The organism is Blautia luti, assembly GCF_033096465.1.
In the GTDB taxonomy this organism is placed as follows: domain Bacteria; phylum Bacillota; class Clostridia; order Lachnospirales; family Lachnospiraceae; genus Blautia_A; species Blautia_A luti.
Genome location: NZ_AP028156.1, coordinates 1,278,590 through 1,295,682, shown reverse-complemented (window position 1 = coordinate 1,295,682; position 17,093 = coordinate 1,278,590). Strand labels below are relative to the sequence as shown.

The window sequence follows — 17,093 nt, the reverse complement described above, 5'->3', positions numbered from 1 at the left end:
CCACAGCAAAATTCTGTCCAGACTGATTTATGAATGATGAGTTTTGGACTTTGTTGCCTCACGGAATTCTGTTGTAAATTCCGGATCATACAGTTTTGAGCGGTCGTAATGTCCGGCTGCCACGGTATCTCCAATGATCATCAGGGCTGTCTTTGTAATATTGTTCTCTGCTGCTGTCTTTGCAAGGGTTCCTACTGTGCAGACAAAAGTCTTCTGCTCCGGCCAGGTTGCTTTATATACGATGGCTGCAGGTGTATTCTCTGTGTAACCGCCCTCGATCAGTCGTCTGCTCAGTTCTTCCAGCATTCCTGTACTTAAGAATACCACCATGGTTGCCTGATGTGCAGCAAAGGACTGGATGCTCTCTTTGGAAGGAACCGGAGTTCTGCCTTCCATACGGGTGATGATCACACTCTGGGAAATATCCGGCAGCGTATATTCCAGGTTCAGGGCACTTGCAGCACCGCAGAATGCACTGACTCCCGGACAGTAATCATAGGCAATGTTCTTCTCATCCAGAATGTCCATCTGCTCACGGATCGCACCATAGATACATGGATCTCCAGTGTGGAGACGAACTGTCGTTTTCCCCTCTGCTTCTGCTTTCTCAATTACATGGATCACTTCTTCCAAGGTCATCTTGGCACTGTTATGAATGGTGCAGATATCCTTTGTATATTCAAGAAGTTTGGGATTTACCAGAGATCCGGCGTAAATGACCACATCGGCTTCTTCCAGATATTTTTTACCTCTTACTGTGATAAGATCCGGTGCTCCCGGACCTGCTCCTACAAAATGTACCATACTCTTTTCCTCCTTTGGTGAGTTGATTTCCTGTGAATTATATTTGTTGTCTGCCTGATATTTTTTCATTCTGTGCGCCGATCTTCTCTATCAGTTCTGCGGCATCTGCAGTCTGTCCAAGATATCCGCAAGTATTGTTAAAGATCACTGCGCCCAGAAGAATCTGCTCATAAGATCTATGGTTTAAATAAAACTGAATCCTGTCAAGGATTTCTTTCATTGTCCCCTGCCGCATCTGGTATCTCTCCAGAATATCCAGTGCTTCATCTGTGGTAGATGCATCCAGAATTTCCTTTGCACACTCCAGGGGAGCGCCTGCGCGGATGGCATTGGATGCCAGAATTTCCATCCTGCCGTCGGCACTGTGTGAATGGGTATTCATAATTCCGGCAGCTACCTTTACAAATTTCCCGATATGGGCGATAAAAAGAATTCCCTTAATTCCCATATCGACGGCCATATCTATGGTTTCCCCTACATAGTTGCTGCATTTAATGTTCTTCTCATAAGGAAGATCCATGTGTTCTCTCAGGTAATCCGCACCATAGTTTCCAGGTGTGACCAGAATATATTCCTCTCCCTGCAAAAAATGCTGCTTCATTTCCACATGAATGCTCTGGACAAGAGCCGCCTCACTCATCGGTTCCACGATTCCGGATGTTCCCAGGATTGAAATCCCCCCTACGATTCCCAGACGGGGGTTAAATGTTTTCTTTCCAATCTCTACACCTTCAGGAACAGAAATGATAATCTCCAGACCGCCCTCATAATCATATTTCTCAGCTGTCTCCGAAGCTTCCCGCAGGATCATCGCCTTGGGCACAGGGTTGATGGCTGCCTCTCCGATCTTCTGGGAAAGTCCCGCTTTGGTGACTCTTCCCACGCCGATACCTCTGTCAAGGATAATACCTGGCTCTTTTTTCTTATGTACAGATGCATAAACCAAGATTCCATTGGTCGTATCCGGGTCATCTCCGGCATCTTTCTGAATGGCACAAGTTACTTTATCCGGTTCTATCTGAATATCTTTCAGTTCCAGCGTGAGCAGGATCCCTTTCGGGGTCATCAGCTGTACAGTTTCCCGGCGTTTTCCGCTTAAGAGTATTTCTGCTGCGCCCCTGCATGCAGCTGCTGCGCAGGAACCTGTTGTATAGCCGAATCGCATTTTTTTGTTTCCACGGATCACATAGTAATCTTCCAGTCCGTTCTTCATGGTAGCTCCTTTATCACTTGTTATAACATAAAATGTCATTACACAAAAGGAGGGATTCTGTGTACAACAAAATCCCTCCTGAAAGTTCATACAATGCTTTTCTGGGGTTATTTTCCGAGAATTATTATATAATCTTGATGTAGAAAAGTCAATGTATTTAGATCCCGTCAGACTACTTTATGGTCAAGCCATTTCCTGCTGTGGAAGCGGATTCCAAAAATAATCCCTCTTATGGCCCAGTCAGTAAACATTCCGATCCAGACTGCCATTGGACCGAACCCCTGGAAACGGATAAGATATACACAAAGGCAAAATCTGAACGCCCACATAGTGATACAGGATGTGATCATGGAAAACTTTACATCTCCGGCAGCTCTCAAACCATATGCCGGAACAAATCCCATTACCCATACGATTGGCTTGACAATTGTGATCCAGGTCACCATATGGAAGCACATTTGGGCACTTTCCGGTTCCATTCCACCCAGTTTTGTTATTGGAATGGCCAAGGCAAATACAAGAAGGCAGCTTGCAATAATAACGATCTCTGCAAGAACACTGAGTTTCTTGATATAATAAACAGCCTCATCCTTCCTGCCTGCTCCAAGGCACTGGCCTACCACAGTCATCAGTCCGATCCCCACGCCAATAGCAGCCACACCATTAAGGTTCTCCAGGATATTGGTCATGGCCTGGGCTGCGATCGCCACCGTTCCCAGGGTAGATACAGAAGACTGGATGGCAAGTTTTCCCAGCTGAAACATGCTGTTCTCTACTCCTGATGGGATTCCCAGAGAAAGGATCCTGGTGATCATTTTTCCATCCGGACGTATCTGATAATAATCTCTTACCACGATCGGCTGTCTGTCCATTCTCAGCTGCCACAGTACAACCACTGCACAGAAGATCCTGGATGCCAGAGTCGCAATGGCAGCTCCTGCCACTCCCATATGAAATACCCAGATCAGGACAGCGTTTCCGCTGATATTGAGTACATTGGATATCACCGAAACTACCATCGGTCCTCTGGTATTCCCCTGGGACCGGAATATAGATGCCCCTGCATCATAAAGAGCAATAAACGGAAAAGACAATGCTGTATAGAAAAAGTAAATCCTGGATGCATTCATAACATCAGCTTCTACTTTTCCGAAAACAAACTGCAGAAGGGGCATACGGAAAGCCAGGCATAACGCAGTTACTGCAACAGATATGGCAGTAATGATAAACAGTACCTGTCTGGCTGATTTATTTGCCATTTCGTGGTTCTTCTGTCCTATGTACTGTGAACAGATGATGGCGCCTCCTGCTGCCAGTGCCGAAAACGCCTGGATCACCAGCACATTGATAGAATCCACCAGAGATACGGCAGAAATTGCCGCAGATCCTACATTGCTGACCATCATGGTATCAACTGTTCCCATCAAAGAATTCAATACCTGTTCAAAGATCACGGGAACCAGCAGATTCCGGAGCATTTTGTTTGTAAAAATATGTTGCTGTTCTTTCATTTTCCCTCACCAGTATTTTATTTCTTTTTTTGATTATACGCCTAATTTCATGAGATGCAAGTGAATAATCTGTATTTTTTCTTGTGATATTCCGGGAAATCTGCTACATTAATCTGCAGAAAAACAAAGAAAGTGTATAGATCAACATGCAGAGAATTATTGAATATTTTATTTCCGAAAATACAGGTGCTGTTACAATCCTGGATTTTCTGAAACGAGAGGGATTTTCCCGTCATATACTAAGTTCCATGAAAAATGTTCCCAATACCATCATTCTTAATGGAGTCCGCGGCTTCGGACGTTCTGTTCTTAAACCCGGGGATCATCTGATGGTCACAGTTCCCGAAACAGAATCAGGGAAAAATATCATCCGCACAGAAATGGAGCTGTCCATCCTCTATGAAGATGAAGATATCCTTGTGATCAATAAGCCTGCCGGAATGCCGGTCCACCCTTCCGCCGGAAATTATGAAAATACCCTTGCCAATGGGATTGCCTGGTATTTCGCAGAAAAAGGAGAAGATTTCGTGTACCGCTGTATCAACCGGCTGGACCGGGATACCACCGGAGCATTGATCCTTGCGAAAAACCCTCTCAGTGCTGCCATTCTCTCTGTGCAGATGAAAAAGCGACAGATCCGCAGAACATATCTTGCACTTGTAGACGGTGTTCCTGACGTATCCGGAACCATAGATGCTCCCATTGCGCGAATGGAAGGTTCTGTGATCACCAGGGAAGTGAATTACCTGACAGGAGAAACTGCTATCACTCATTACGAGCGGCTTGCCACAGGTACCCGCTATTCACTTATGGAACTTCATCTAGAAACAGGGCGTACCCACCAGATTCGTGTTCACATGAAGTATATCGGCCATCCCCTTCCCGGGGACTATCTGTATAACCAGGATTACAGCCGGATCCAGAGACAGCCCCTGCACTCTTTTCAGCTGGAATTCATCCATCCGGTCACAAAAAAACCGATGCTTTTCACAGCACCGGTTCCTGATGATTTTCGCTTTGCTTTCTAGTACATCGTTTTCGAAATAACTATACCACTCACTTGTCTGCGAATCCGATTGCACAGGTCTAAAAGCCTCAGCGTAGCCCGCTACGCCTGCGTTTTTAGACCTGCACACTCGAATCCGCATCCTACGCGATTGGTATAGTTATTTACGAAACGATGTACTAGTTCAGACTTCTTCCTCTTCTTTTCCCGCAGCAAGGGCTTCCTGTGCAAGCTCCTCCTCAGATATTTCCACCGGATGCTCCAGATCCAGCACGGAAGTAAGTTCTCTGGCCCTGTCCAGGTCTGCTGGAGACACATAAATGTCTGTACCATAGAGGGAGCTTGCCGCATAAAGTCTCATATATCCCCCTGTGGCATGATCCTGCATAAAGCACGGGATCTGGTGTTCCTCCAGAATGCTTTTTACAAGTCCCAGCTCATAATTGCCGGCCACATTCATAAGGATCACAGGTTCACTGGCATCTTTTTCTTTTTTGTGTCCAAACATATCAGTACCTCCTGCTTTTATTATTTGTTCTTTTCGTAAATGACCCTCAGGCCTTTCAGAAGAAGATCCTCATCCAGAATGATCTCCCGCTTACAGTGGGATACGATCTTCTTAGCCAGACCGCCGGTAGCTATGACAGTCGTTCTCTGCCCCAGTTCCTCTTCAATCCGTTCCACGATTCCATCCAGGGCTGCTGCATTGCTGTAGAGTACACCGCTCTTCATACATTCGATGGTATTCTTGCCGATAATATGTTTCGGTGCATCAATGCTGATCCCGCTGAGCTGTGATGCTCTGGAAGTAAGCGCATCCAGAGACACTCCCACACCTGGAAGGATCATTCCCCCTATATACTGTTTCTTATCATTTACCACAGATACTGTAGTGGCAGTTCCCATATCGATCACGATAAAAGGAACCGGGTAACTGGCAAGACCTGCAACCGCATCAGCTACCATATCTGCACCAAGCTGACCCGGATTATCCATCATGATGTTCAGTCCTGTTTTCACTCCCGGACCCAGCACCATAACCTCCTTCTTCAGGATCTTTTCAGCAGCAAGTCTGGCAATATCTGTAATCTGGGGAACAACAGAAGAGATAATACACCCTTCAATATCCGTTTTCTTAATATGGTAAATATCCAGTACTGTTTTAAGATCCACCGCATATTCCAGTTCTGTTTTCGTGCGCACTGTGGAAAGACGCTCTATAAAATATGTTTTCTCATCATCAATACATCCAACTACAATGTTGGTATTTCCAATGTCGATTGCTAATATCATTCCTTTTATCTCCAAATCCGTCTGAAAATTTTAGAAACAGCCGTACACAAAAGACCACTGGCTTTTTGTGTACGGCCATCTATTTAAACCGCTTTTACTGCTTTACTGCTGTCTGTTTTCTGTGCTGCTGGAATCAGATGCGCTTTGGAAAGTGCCGCTCCCACTGCACCAGTGATCACTGTAGAAGAGATCATCTCGCATACAGCATTGATTCCTACCATCATGCAGCAGCCGATGATCACATTTCTTCCACCCATCAGTCCCTGTACATATTCTGTATTTCCGAACAGTCCTACCAGGGCTGCCATAAAGAATAATGTATTCAGAAACGCGGAAAAGAATCCGGTCACTGCACAGGATACATACATATTTGTCTTCTTACGTATAGCCTTATAAATAAGTCCAAGGCAGATACCATCAAGAAGACGAGGCACAAATCTCTGAAGAAAGGCAAGAACCGGATTGATGCTAAAGAGCATGGCACCCATTGCACTGGTTCCGCCGATTCCGATACACTGTCCGAAACTGGTCAGTCCGAAGATCGCGCCTGCCACTGCTCCTCCTACAGGTCCGAGAACTACTGCACTGATCGCAACAGGGATCACATTAAAAGAGATTGCCAGAGGTCCGATGTTCAGATAGCCCAGTGGTGTGTAGGCCATAAGCATCAGGATTGCTGCCATTAATCCAAGCATGGTAAGTTGTGTGGTTGTAAATTTTTTTGTTTTCATTTTTTCCTCCTTGTTACTGTTCCGTATGAGGGACCCCATCCCTTCTTCGGATACAATACGGTGTTGGTTATTTGGGGTATAACATAAAAATTTTATCCAGGATCTTCGCGGCTGCATCCTCCTTGCTCATAAGCGGGAGTGACACTTCCTCGTCCTGTGTAATCAGAGTCAGCACATTGGTATCTCCCTGGAATCCGGCACCTTTTGTCTTTACATTATTAGCTGCCACCATATCCAGGTTCTTCTTTGTAAGCTTGGCTCTGGAATTACTGAGCATATTCTGGGTCTCCATGGAAAATCCGCACAAAAACTGTCCAGGTCTTTTATGTTCTCCCAGGTATTTCAGGATATCATCGGTTCTCTCCAGTTCCATGGACATCTGACCATCGCTCTTTTTTACTTTCTCAGAGCTTACGCAGGCAGGTCTGTAATCAGCTACTGCTGCTGCCTTGATGATAACGTCCTGTTCATCACTGACAGAAGTAACTGCCTCATACATATCCCTGGCAGTCACTACGGGTACTGTTTTTACGAAAAGAGGCGGTTCGATAGCAGTACGTCCGCTGACCAGCGTAACATCTGCTCCACGAAGCATGGCCACCTTCGCAATGGCATAGCCCATTTTTCCCGAAGAATGGTTGGTGATATAACGCACAGGATCAATTGCTTCCTGTGTAGGTCCTGCTGTAACCAGGATCTTTTTGCCTGCCAGATCCTTCTCCCAGGCGATCTCTCTCTCAATATAAGCAAGCAGAGTTTCCGGTTCCGGCATCTTACCGGCTCCTGTATCTCCGCATGCCAGATATCCGCTGGCAGGAGCGATCACTTCATATCCGTAATGCTCCAGGATCTTCAGATTATCCTGTACAACAGGGTTTTCAAACATATTGGTATTCATGGCTGGAGAAATGAATTTCTTACATTTACATGCCATGATGGTGGTAGTGAGCATATCATCAGCAATGCCATGCGCCAGCTTGCCGATCACATTTGCACTGGCAGGGGCGATCATCACCACGTCTGCTTTCTTCGCAATAGATACATGCTCCACCTGAAACTGAAAATTCCGGTCAAAGGTATCCACCAAACACTTGTTTCCGGTCAGACTCTCAAATGTAATGGGATTAATAAAATTGGTGGCATTTCTGGTCATCAGTACATGAACATCTGCATGACGTTTCTTCAGTGCACTTGCCAGATATGCAATCTTATATGCGGCAATACTGCCTGTTACTCCCAGTAATACTGTCTTTCCTTCCAGCATCTTTCTCTCCTCTTTTCCAGAAAATTCATATCGCTTTATTATAACCTGCCATGCATTATAATTGCAAGATGGGATTTGTTTTTATTTACAAACATATTTATAGTTGAGTGTTGCGTCCAAAAGCATTAAACTATAGATGTCATATCCAATATTTTTATCCAGGAGAATTTATCATGAAAAATTATCAGATCACACAATGGTGTTCCAGATTTATAGAAGAACAGGTAAAAGAAGGAGACATCTGTATCGATGCCACGATGGGAAATGGCAATGATACCCTGCTTCTCTCCCGCCTGGCAGGCCCGGACGGTCAGGTATTGGCCTTCGATATTCAGGAACAGGCATTGCAGGCTGCCCGTCAGAAGCTTCTCCGTGAAAATGCCCCTGCCAATTACACCCTGTTTCTGGAATCCCACACCCATATGGCTGATCACGTAAAGCCTGACAGTGTAAGCTGTATTGTTTTTAACTTCGGGTATCTTCCAGGCGGGGATCATTCCCTGGCTACCCGTTCTGAAACCAGCATCCAGGCACTGGAACAGTCTCTCACTCTTCTGAAAAAGGGAGGTCTTCTTTCTCTGTGTATTTACAGTGGCGGAGACTCCGGATTTGAAGAACGGGATGCTCTTTTGACCTGGCTGAAAAAACTGGATTCCCACAACTATCTGGTGATCCGCAGCGACTACTACAACCGTCCCAACAATCCGCCCATCCCGGTTCTGGTCATCCGGCTTCACTGAGTCTGCAACAGTTTTTTTGCTGCACAAAAAAAGTCTGTACTGAAAACCTTCTCCTTGATTTTCAGTACAGACTTCTTATTTATTCCCAAATGTTCCTGTATTGTATGCCCCTGTCAGTCAATGATCTTAATGGATTCGATCACAGGCTGCTGATCTTTTGCAATAGATCCGTTATTATCTGTAGGTTTGGCATCCTGGCTGATCTTATCTACCACATCCATACCGTCTGTTACATGTCCGAATCCTGCATAATCTCCGTCCAGATATGTACTGTCTGCCTGAACGATAAAGAACTGTGAACTTCCGCTGTCAGGATCCGTTGCCCTTGCCATGGAGATGGTTCCTCTTGTATGGGAAATATTATTCTCTACACCATTGCTGCTGAATTCTCCCTTGATGTTCTCATCGGATCCGCCTGTTCCATCACCGTTAGGATCTCCACCCTGGATCATAAATCCATCAATAATGCGGTGGAAAGTCAGTCCGTCATAAAATCCTTCCTGTGCAAGCTTCACGAAGTTGGTCACTGTAACCGGGGCTTCATCTGCATCCAGTTCCACATCAATGGTTCCATAATCCCTCACTTCGATTTCTGCATGATGAGTGCCTGTCAGTTCCCTGGATGTGTCAAGGAGAACACTGGAAGTATTCTCTTTCTCATCCTCTGTAGTCTTCGCATCTGTATCCTCTGTACTGTCCTCACCGTCAGAGAAACCGGCTTCTTTTGCTTCTTCTTCAGTAGCTACATTATCTGATGATGTGTCTGTATCCTCTGTACTTCCACTTTCCTGATCTGCGGTATCTTTATCCTCAGTCACATCTTCTGTCTTAGTTGTATCCTCTGCCTTTTCATTGCTTCCACAGCCTGCGAGCAGACTTGCTGAAACAGCAGTTACGCAAAGTGCTGCCAGAACTTTTCTTTTCATTAAATCTTACCTCCACATTTTTACTGGTACATAGTTATTTCGAAAACGATGTACCAGCTTCTTTTAATTATAAACTGTAATCATAAAAAAACAATCCTTTTCACAGAATGTTCAGAGTTATCCTCAAATCTACCATTCTATTGAAATAAAGTCAAATACCTGTTAAAATAACAGGCAGATACTTAAGAAAGTGAGGAATCCCAATTGGAAAAAATTACAAGTTTTACCATAGACCACATCAAATTACAGCCAGGGGTTTATGTATCCCGTAAGGACAAAGCCGGAGACAGCGTGATCACAACTTTTGATATCCGCATGACCTCCCCTAATGAAGAACCTGTGATGAATACAGCAGAACTTCACACCATTGAACATCTGGCAGCTACTTTTCTGAGAAACCATAAAGAATTCGGCCCGAAAATGATTTACTGGGGACCTATGGGATGCCGGACCGGAAACTATCTTCTTTTAAATGGAGATTATGAATCTAAAGACATCGTTTCTCTTATGATCGAGACCTTTGAATTTATCCGTGATTTCGAAGGAGAGGTTCCGGGGGCTTCTGCGAAAGACTGCGGAAATTATCTGGATATGAACCTGAACATGGCCAAATATCTGGCCGATAAATACCTGAAGGAAGTTCTCTACGATATCAAACCGGACAGACTGGTATATCCTCAGTAATCCCTGTCCTGTCAATATACCTGTATCACAAAACCCCATCTGCAGCTGTTTTCCAGCTTGCCAGACGGGGTTTCCTTTTTCTTTACAATTATTCAGCTGTTTCCTCTGCAGAGGTATCTGCTTCTGCTGAAGCATCTCCTGCCGGAGCGGATGTTGTCACATAGTCACCGCTTGCATAGCAGGTCTGTCCGTTATAATCCACACGGATCCATCCATTGTCACATACACCTGTACTCTTTAATTCAGTTCCGGATGCCACACTTGCAACCAGATCTGCATCTGCACTTGCATCAGAACGAAGATTCAGCTCGGATGCTGCATAGTAAGTTCCCTCTTTTACTTCTACATTGACTCCACTGGCTGTCTGTTCTGTGGTAACCTCCGGTGTTGGAGTTGCTTCCGGTGTTGGGGTAACCTCCGGCGTTGGAGTTGCCTCCGGTGTTGGGGTAACTTTTACGATCATAACGCTGGAATCTATGGTCGGGTCAAATCCACATCCCTGAACTGCAAATGCAAGACCCAGCACCAGAAACATCCAAAGTGATTTTTTCATAAGTAAGAATCCTCCTTTTTCAGAACAGAAGGAATTTTATTCTGTTTTCCATTCTGCTTTTACATTCGCTTAACCTTTAATATACACGATTCTACCTCAATATGCAAGTTTTATCTTACAGCACACAAATTACACACACTCAAATAAGATTTCTACCTGACCTCCGCAGATCATTCCCAGATTTGCTCCTCCCTGATTGGAAAGATTATATCTGACCACCTCTGTGCTGGCAGCCTCAGGTGCGTGCTTTAATGCCTGAAATTCCACATTTCCGCCGCCAACGCTTCCGTATGACCTGCCTTCCTGATCCAGAAACATCTTACTTCCGGTTCCTCTCGGTGAAGAACCTGATTTGGAAATAATAGTCATCATCACGCCCTGTTTTTTCTCCCTGACAGCCTGCTCCACAGTTTCATCTACATAAGAGATCTTATATTTATTTTTTTCCCTGACGATCTCTGCTGCAATGCTTACTGCGATCTCAGCAGGCATCTGGCCTCCCAGAGGGATTCCTATAGGTGCATGGACCGTATTCAGCTGGTTTTCTGTGTATCCTTCTTTCAGCAGCTTGTCACGGGTAAGTTTGACTTTATTTTTGCTGCCGATCATCCCCAGATAAGAATACGGACGTTTTAAGATCTGTCTGGCACAGGTACTGTCTCCCAGGTGTCCTCTGGTCACGATCACATAATACGCATTTTCATATTCCGGGATCCTCTCTGATAATTCTTCGAAACTGCCTGTGATGAGACAGTCTGCCTCCGGAAATCTCTCCCTCGTTGCAAATTCCTCTCTGTCATCCATAACTGTAATATGAAATCCAAGCATTTTACAGATCTGGGCTACAGGCTGGGAAACATGGCCTCCTCCCAGGATGATCAGCCGAGGATTTTTGGCATAGATTTCTACAAATATGTCTTCTTTGCCATGCAGAACCATTGTGTCCTGACAGTTCATAAGCTCTGCCTCATATTCTGTCCAGAAATCCTCCGACTCTGTTCCATCAAAAGAGCGGCAGCCATCCTGTCCGATCAGACATTTTCTGCCTTTATGTGTGCCACTTATGACCATAGCAGTTTTCACACGTCCTGTTTTTTCTAATAAGTGATAAATCTTTTCGTACATTTGCCAAACTCCTTGTCTATCAGCAATATTTCATTGAGGTTTTCTCTGATTTATATTATAATCGTCATAAAAGGGGGAATTATTATGAAAAAAAACAAATTTTTCCACAGTCTGCCATTTAAGCTTCTGGTAGGCGTTGCGCTTGGTATCGGATTCGGTCTCCTTCTGAATCTCTCAAACGAGACTGCCATTACCACAGCCGCTTTGAATATTGTTGTCACTTTGAAATATATTCTCGGACAGCTGATCAATTTCTGTGTGCCGCTGATCATCATTGGCTTTATTGCACCATCCATCACCAAACTTGGAAGCCATGCTTCCCGCATGCTTGGCGTGGCAGTCTGTATTGCCTATGCTTCCTCACTAGGAGCTGCTTTATTCTCTGCACTGTCCGGATATGTGCTGATCCCGCATCTGTCCATCAGCTCCACTGCTGACAAGCTGAAAACTTTGCCGGATGTGGTTTTCGAACTTTCCATTCCGCAGATCATGCCTGTTATGAGTGCCCTGGTGCTTTCTGTCATGCTGGGTCTTGCTGCTGCCTGGACCAGCGCCAAACTCACTGCATCCCTTCTGGAAGAATTCCAGAAGATCGTGCTTTCCATTGTATCAAGAGCGATCATTCCGATCCTTCCACTGTTTATCGGACTGACCTTCTGCTCCCTGGCCTATGAAGGAACCATTACCAGACAGCTTCCTGTCTTTTTGAAGGTTATCCTGATCGTACTGGCAGGACATTTTATCTGGATGACCCTTCTGTATGTGATCGCAGGCGTTTATTCCGGTGTGAATCCTATGGAAGTCATCAGACATTACGGACCTGCCTATCTGACAGCTGTAGGAACCATGTCTTCAGCTGCTACCCTGGCAGTTGCACTGCAGTGTGCAGGCAAAGCCAAACCGCTTCGTAAGGATATGGTACAGTTCGGAATCCCATTGTTCGCCAATATTCATCTGTGTGGTTCTGTTCTGACAGAAGTTTTCTTCTGCATGACGATCTCCAAGATTCTTTACGGAGCTGTCCCTGCACCTGGAACTATGGTTTTATTCTGTGTTCTTCTTGGTGTTTTTGCCATCGGTGCTCCCGGTGTTCCAGGAGGAACCGTCATGGCTTCCCTGGGTATTATCACAGGAATCCTGAAATTCGGAGATTCCGGTACTGCCCTTATGCTGACAATCTTCGCACTTCAGGACAGCTTCGGCACAGCCTGCAACGTAACAGGAGATGGTGCCCTGACCATGATCCTGACCGGCTATGCAAAGAAACACAATATCAAAGAACAAAATATCAGTATTGACCTGTAAAATTGTAGGGACCTTGTTATCAGGTCCCTCTTTTTGCCCTCTCATCATTCCACACTGGTATCAGATTTACTACGGGCGGATAATCTTGTCTGCCCCCATCATCCGTTCTGCAATGGTATACATATCCGTAACTTTTCCCACCTGGAGCTTATCCATAAGTCCATAATGTTTCAGACAGGTTCCGCAGGTAAGGATTTCCACTCCTTCTTCTTCCATCTTCTTCAGATCTTCTAAGCTGGCTGATCCTTCTGTAGTAAGTTTCGCCCCTCCATTATAAAAGAGGATGGTATCTGGATGAGTCTCCATCTGGGAAAGAGCATACAGGAATCCTTTAATAAGAATGCCCCCCAGCTCGTCATCTCCGTTTCCCATGACATTGGAAGAGATCACTGCAACTGTAACTTTCTTATGAGTGTCACATACGAATTCCTCTTCTTCTACAGGTTCTCCCTTCTGTTGGGTCTGTACTTCCAGTTTTACCTGATATTTCTTTTCTTCCAGTTTCTCTGATACAAAGGAACAGCCCGTTTTATTCGCCAGTCTGCTGAGATTCTTAACAGCAGTTTCATTATCTACAAGCACTGTAATCTCGTCACCGATAGCTGCACCGTCAATTACTTTCTTTGTCATTACGACCGGGATCGGGCATTGCTTGCCCAATGCATTTACCTCATGTTTCATAGTTATTCCTCTCTTTTATAAATTTATTATTTTACTGTTTTCTAGTATAACTGATTTTTTCCGCGTTTGATATAGGTTCCTGTTTTTTCCCGGATTACTTTGCCATCCTGCACTACCTGCTGTCCACGGAGAAATACCTGTTCTATATCTCCATGAAGTGCAAATCCCTCATACGGATTATTGTCTGTGTTGTACAGATGGGTTTTCGCAGAGATCACACTCTCTTTCTCCGGGTCAAAGACTACAATATCTGCATCGCTACCCTGACGGATCACACCTTTTCTGGGATATACTCCATAGAGTCTGGCTGCATTTTCACTCAGAAGTCCGCACATCTGCTCTTTCGTGATCTTTCCTGTTCGAACACCGTAAGTATAAAGCAGGGTACCTCTTGTCTGAACTCCCGGCAGACCTCCCGGAATCTTGGTGAAATCATCCTTTCCCAGTCTCTTCTGCTCCATGGTAAAACTGCACTGGTCTGTGGCAACCGTCTGGATCTCTCCGTTTGCCAAAGCCTTCCACAGGCAATCCTGGTCTTCTTTCTTACGGATCGGAGGTGCACAGACATATTTCGCCCCTTCGAAATCCGGTCTGGAGTAAACACTGTCATCCAGAAGCAGATACTGAGGACAGGTTTCCGCATATACCTTCTGTCCGTTCATCCGCGCTCTCATTACTTCTTCAAACGCTTTTCTGTTTGTCAGATGAACGATCATAACCGGTGCTTTCGCTTCCCCTGCAATTGCCAGAAGTCTGTGTACAGCTTCCGCTTCCATGGTATCCGGTCTTACCAGCGGATGATTTTCCGGGCCGGTTCTTCCTTCCTTCTTCGCTTCCGCGATCAGCGCATCGATCACTCCTGCATTCTCACAGTGCACTCCTGCAAAGCACCCACATTCGTTAAGCTTTTTTATGATCTTATACAGATCAGAATCATTTACGATCATGGCCGGATAAGTCATATACAGTTTAAAACTGGTGATTCCTTCACGGATCATATCTTCGATTTCTTTTTCTGTTTCTTCATTCCATTCTACTACAGACATATGAAAAGAATAATCACAGGAGCATTTGCCATCTGCCTTTCTGTGCCATTTCTCCAGACCTTCCTTCAATGTATGTCCGCCTTTGTCCTGAGACGCATAATCGATCACCAGTGTGGTTCCTCCCGCAATAGCAGCCCTGGTTCCTGTTTCGAAATCATCCGCAGTAACAGTTCCTGCCACTTCCAGGTCAAAATGTGTATGACCGTCTATAAATCCCGGGAAAAGAAGTTTGCCGCTGACATCGATCACTTCCGCACCATTTTCATCAAGACCCTTTCCTACACCTATGATCTTCTCTCCCTCGATCAGAACATCTGCCTGTACAGACTGTTCTGCCGATACAACTGTGCCATTTTTTAATAAATATCTCACAGCCCGACACTCCTTTCTTTTGGCATCTTATGTATGTAAAAAATATACCACCTTTCCTGCTGCCATTCAATTATTTCACACAGAAACCATAATTTTTTAGGTTATCATATTAATTTTTGTTTTCCCGTCTTTCTATTTTTTTCTTTTTATGTTAAGATAAAAAAAAGTTCTATTTTAAGACGTATATTATGAGAGGAGGAATTTTATGGGACGTCTTACTGTCTTAAAGCAGATTGCTGCTGATATTGCTTCCCAGTTCGGGCCAGACTGTGAAGTAGTGATCCATGACCTGAAAACTGCAGAACCGGAACATTCTATTGTATATATTATTAATGGCCATGTTACAAGCCGTGATATAGGAGATGGCCCTTCCAACGCCGTTTTCGATGCCATCCGTAACCAGAAAGTGGATGGTCCACAGGACCACACCGGATACCTGATGAAAACCTCAGATGGCAAAATTCTCAAATGCAGTACCTCTTACATAAGAGATGACGATGGTTCTCTGCACTATGTATTCGGAATCAACTACGATATCACGAAACTTACCATGATCGATTCTGCCCTGCATGCCCTCATCACTCCGGAAAACAAAGAAGAAAAACCGAAAGAGATCACACACAGTGTCAATGACCTTCTGGATCACCTGATCGAGGAATCTGTAGCTTTGGTGGGCAAACCAGTTCCCCTTATGAATAAAGAGGATAAAGTAACTGCGATCCAGTTTCTCAATGACGCAGGTGCTTTTCTTATTACCAAATCCGGAGATAAGGTGGCAAACTACTTCGGAATTTCCAAATATACGCTTTACAGCTATATTGATGTCAACAAATAATATCTCTTATACGCAGTCCGTAAATGATTTCTGCACGGTTATACTCTCTCCTGTGCAGTCACTTCCGGGCTGTTTATTAATCCCGCCTGTTAGTCCTGTTTTTCATTGGCTTCCCTGAATATCTCACAGCTGACTGTATTTACACATCTTTCATGTGCACAGTCCATAAATGTCAGTTTCCACTCCCCTGCTTCATTTTTCTCATATTCACAGCAGACGGTCTGTCCTCCGTTGCAGGTTCTGCAAAATCCAGAGATAAATTCTTCTCTTATTTCCATTTTATCCTTCCTTTCTGTTTTCGGTTATCAAAATTTTATCTGTTTTTCACAAATATATTATCTATATTCCCACTTTTTATTGCATTTTGCAATATAGAGTTTTATAATTATGTTTACAAAGATGCCAGGTGATTACTGACATCACAATCGTGCGGAATCACAAAATAAGAAAAAGAGGGAAAACATTATGAACAAAGAACTTTATGACGAAGCGGTGCGCTCTAATGTTCTGTCTAAGAATCTGATTTCAGAGCTGATGGAGAGCATGAACTATGAAAGTATTTCTTTTATCAACTGGACTGTAGAAGTACTGACGATCATCAAAACACGTCTGGAACGTGGAGATAAGATCACGGATGAGGTTTCCAAGATCACTTACAATATGAAATCTTTCCGCGAATTCGTAGAGACCAACTTCTCTTCCTATATCACCAGCCAGGTTTTCGATGCACCTGAGAAAGCGGAGAAAGTGTACTTCTCCCTGGAAGCAACTGAAGATGGAAAAGCCTATAACATGATCATGACAGATTCCTCCGGAAACAAAACCTACAAATGGATCTCCAGTCTCAGTGAGCGTTTCTCATTAGTTGAGATGATCGCTACCGGTATCGTTTATCTGAAAGATAACAGAACCGATACCTATCAGCCGTTTATTTCAGAAAATGGCAAACACTGTAAATACGATGTGGAAAAAGGACAGCTTATCGAATTATAACTGATCGTCTT

At 44.5% G+C, this 17,093-nt stretch carries 19 protein-coding genes; 6 read left to right on the top strand and 13 right to left on the bottom strand.

Features of this window, described 5'->3' with window-relative positions; translation table 11 throughout:
• Positions 1 to 27: 27 nt before the first annotated feature.
• The 3 genes from cobM to R8695_RS06020 form a co-directional block, all read right to left on the bottom strand.
• Positions 28 to 804, bottom strand: coding sequence for a precorrin-4 C(11)-methyltransferase (gene cobM / locus R8695_RS06030; protein WP_118509640.1), 777 nt, complete (start codon positions 802 to 804; stop codon positions 28 to 30).
• Between the two features lie 37 nt (positions 805 to 841).
• On the bottom strand, positions 842 to 2,017 hold the full coding sequence (gene cbiD, locus R8695_RS06025; protein WP_154780964.1) for a cobalt-precorrin-5B (C(1))-methyltransferase CbiD: 1,176 nt from the start codon (positions 2,015 to 2,017) through the stop codon (positions 842 to 844).
• A 167-nt stretch (positions 2,018 to 2,184) separates the two neighbouring features.
• Positions 2,185 to 3,528 (bottom strand): MATE family efflux transporter, encoded by a 1,344-nt coding sequence (locus R8695_RS06020; protein ID WP_154780963.1) that lies wholly within the window; start codon positions 3,526 to 3,528, stop codon positions 2,185 to 2,187.
• A gap of 146 nt (positions 3,529 to 3,674) precedes the next feature.
• On the opposite strand from R8695_RS06020, the gene R8695_RS06015 reads away from it, so the two are divergent.
• Positions 3,675 to 4,556 (top strand): RluA family pseudouridine synthase, encoded by an 882-nt coding sequence (locus R8695_RS06015; RefSeq protein ID WP_118509545.1) that lies wholly within the window; start codon positions 3,675 to 3,677, stop codon positions 4,554 to 4,556.
• A 162-nt stretch (positions 4,557 to 4,718) separates the two neighbouring features.
• On the opposite strand, the gene R8695_RS06010 is transcribed toward R8695_RS06015, so the two are convergent.
• The 4 genes from R8695_RS06010 to coaBC form a co-directional block, all read right to left on the bottom strand.
• Positions 4,719 to 5,042, bottom strand: a complete 324-nt coding sequence (locus tag R8695_RS06010) for a putative signal transducing protein (protein ID WP_154780962.1) — start codon at positions 5,040 to 5,042, stop codon at positions 4,719 to 4,721.
• 20 nt (positions 5,043 to 5,062) lie between these two features.
• Positions 5,063 to 5,827: a type III pantothenate kinase gene (locus R8695_RS06005; RefSeq protein WP_118509543.1), complete on the bottom strand. Its 765-nt coding sequence runs from the start codon at positions 5,825 to 5,827 to the stop codon at positions 5,063 to 5,065.
• 83 nt (positions 5,828 to 5,910) lie between these two features.
• Positions 5,911 to 6,558 (bottom strand): ECF transporter S component, encoded by a 648-nt coding sequence (locus R8695_RS06000; RefSeq protein ID WP_118509542.1) that lies wholly within the window; start codon positions 6,556 to 6,558, stop codon positions 5,911 to 5,913.
• Between the two features lie 67 nt (positions 6,559 to 6,625).
• Entirely contained in the window at positions 6,626 to 7,822 is a 1,197-nt protein-coding gene (gene coaBC, locus R8695_RS05995) for a bifunctional phosphopantothenoylcysteine decarboxylase/phosphopantothenate--cysteine ligase CoaBC (protein WP_118509541.1), read from the bottom strand.
• 173 nt (positions 7,823 to 7,995) lie between these two features.
• Here coaBC and mnmM point away from each other — a divergent pair, with 173 nt between their 5' ends.
• Positions 7,996 to 8,562 (top strand): tRNA 5-(aminomethyl)-2-thiouridylate-methyltransferase MnmM, encoded by a 567-nt coding sequence (mnmM, locus tag R8695_RS05990; RefSeq protein ID WP_118509540.1) that lies wholly within the window; start codon positions 7,996 to 7,998, stop codon positions 8,560 to 8,562.
• Between the two features lie 113 nt (positions 8,563 to 8,675).
• On the opposite strand, the gene R8695_RS05985 is transcribed toward mnmM, so the two are convergent.
• On the bottom strand, positions 8,676 to 9,488 hold the full coding sequence (locus R8695_RS05985) for a peptidylprolyl isomerase (protein ID WP_118509539.1): 813 nt from the start codon (positions 9,486 to 9,488) through the stop codon (positions 8,676 to 8,678).
• 204 nt (positions 9,489 to 9,692) lie between these two features.
• Between R8695_RS05985 and R8695_RS05980 the strand changes: the two genes are divergently transcribed.
• The gene (locus R8695_RS05980) at positions 9,693 to 10,172 is read left to right on the top strand and encodes an S-ribosylhomocysteine lyase (protein ID WP_118509538.1); all 480 of its coding nucleotides are present in this window, start codon (positions 9,693 to 9,695) and stop codon (positions 10,170 to 10,172) included.
• A gap of 88 nt (positions 10,173 to 10,260) precedes the next feature.
• Here R8695_RS05980 and R8695_RS05975 read toward each other — a convergent pair whose 3' ends face one another.
• Complete coding sequence (locus R8695_RS05975; protein WP_118509537.1) at positions 10,261 to 10,725, bottom strand: SH3 domain-containing protein; 465 nt, start codon at positions 10,723 to 10,725, stop codon at positions 10,261 to 10,263.
• A 129-nt stretch (positions 10,726 to 10,854) separates the two neighbouring features.
• On the bottom strand, positions 10,855 to 11,850 hold the full coding sequence (locus tag R8695_RS05970; protein ID WP_118509536.1) for an XdhC family protein: 996 nt from the start codon (positions 11,848 to 11,850) through the stop codon (positions 10,855 to 10,857).
• 84 nt (positions 11,851 to 11,934) lie between these two features.
• Between R8695_RS05970 and R8695_RS05965 the strand changes: the two genes are divergently transcribed.
• Positions 11,935 to 13,155: a dicarboxylate/amino acid:cation symporter gene (locus tag R8695_RS05965; RefSeq protein WP_118509535.1), complete on the top strand. Its 1,221-nt coding sequence runs from the start codon at positions 11,935 to 11,937 to the stop codon at positions 13,153 to 13,155.
• 69 nt (positions 13,156 to 13,224) lie between these two features.
• Here the strand turns inward: R8695_RS05965 and yedF are convergent, their stop codons facing one another.
• Positions 13,225 to 13,836: a sulfurtransferase-like selenium metabolism protein YedF gene (gene yedF, locus R8695_RS05960; RefSeq protein WP_118509534.1), complete on the bottom strand. Its 612-nt coding sequence runs from the start codon at positions 13,834 to 13,836 to the stop codon at positions 13,225 to 13,227.
• 41 nt (positions 13,837 to 13,877) lie between these two features.
• Positions 13,878 to 15,254 (bottom strand): dihydropyrimidinase, encoded by a 1,377-nt coding sequence (gene hydA, locus R8695_RS05955; RefSeq protein WP_118509533.1) that lies wholly within the window; start codon positions 15,252 to 15,254, stop codon positions 13,878 to 13,880.
• A 205-nt stretch (positions 15,255 to 15,459) separates the two neighbouring features.
• Between hydA and R8695_RS05950 the strand changes: the two genes are divergently transcribed.
• Entirely contained in the window at positions 15,460 to 16,089 is a 630-nt protein-coding gene (locus tag R8695_RS05950; protein WP_118509532.1) for a helix-turn-helix transcriptional regulator, read from the top strand.
• An 89-nt stretch (positions 16,090 to 16,178) separates the two neighbouring features.
• On the opposite strand, the gene R8695_RS05945 is transcribed toward R8695_RS05950, so the two are convergent.
• Complete coding sequence (locus R8695_RS05945) at positions 16,179 to 16,367, bottom strand: hypothetical protein (protein ID WP_118509531.1); 189 nt, start codon at positions 16,365 to 16,367, stop codon at positions 16,179 to 16,181.
• Positions 16,368 to 16,554: 187 nt separating this feature from the next.
• On the opposite strand from R8695_RS05945, the gene R8695_RS05940 reads away from it, so the two are divergent.
• A complete protein-coding gene (locus tag R8695_RS05940; protein WP_118509530.1) occupies positions 16,555 to 17,082 on the top strand; it encodes a hypothetical protein in 528 nt (175 codons plus the stop codon).
• Positions 17,083 to 17,093 lie beyond the last annotated feature (11 nt).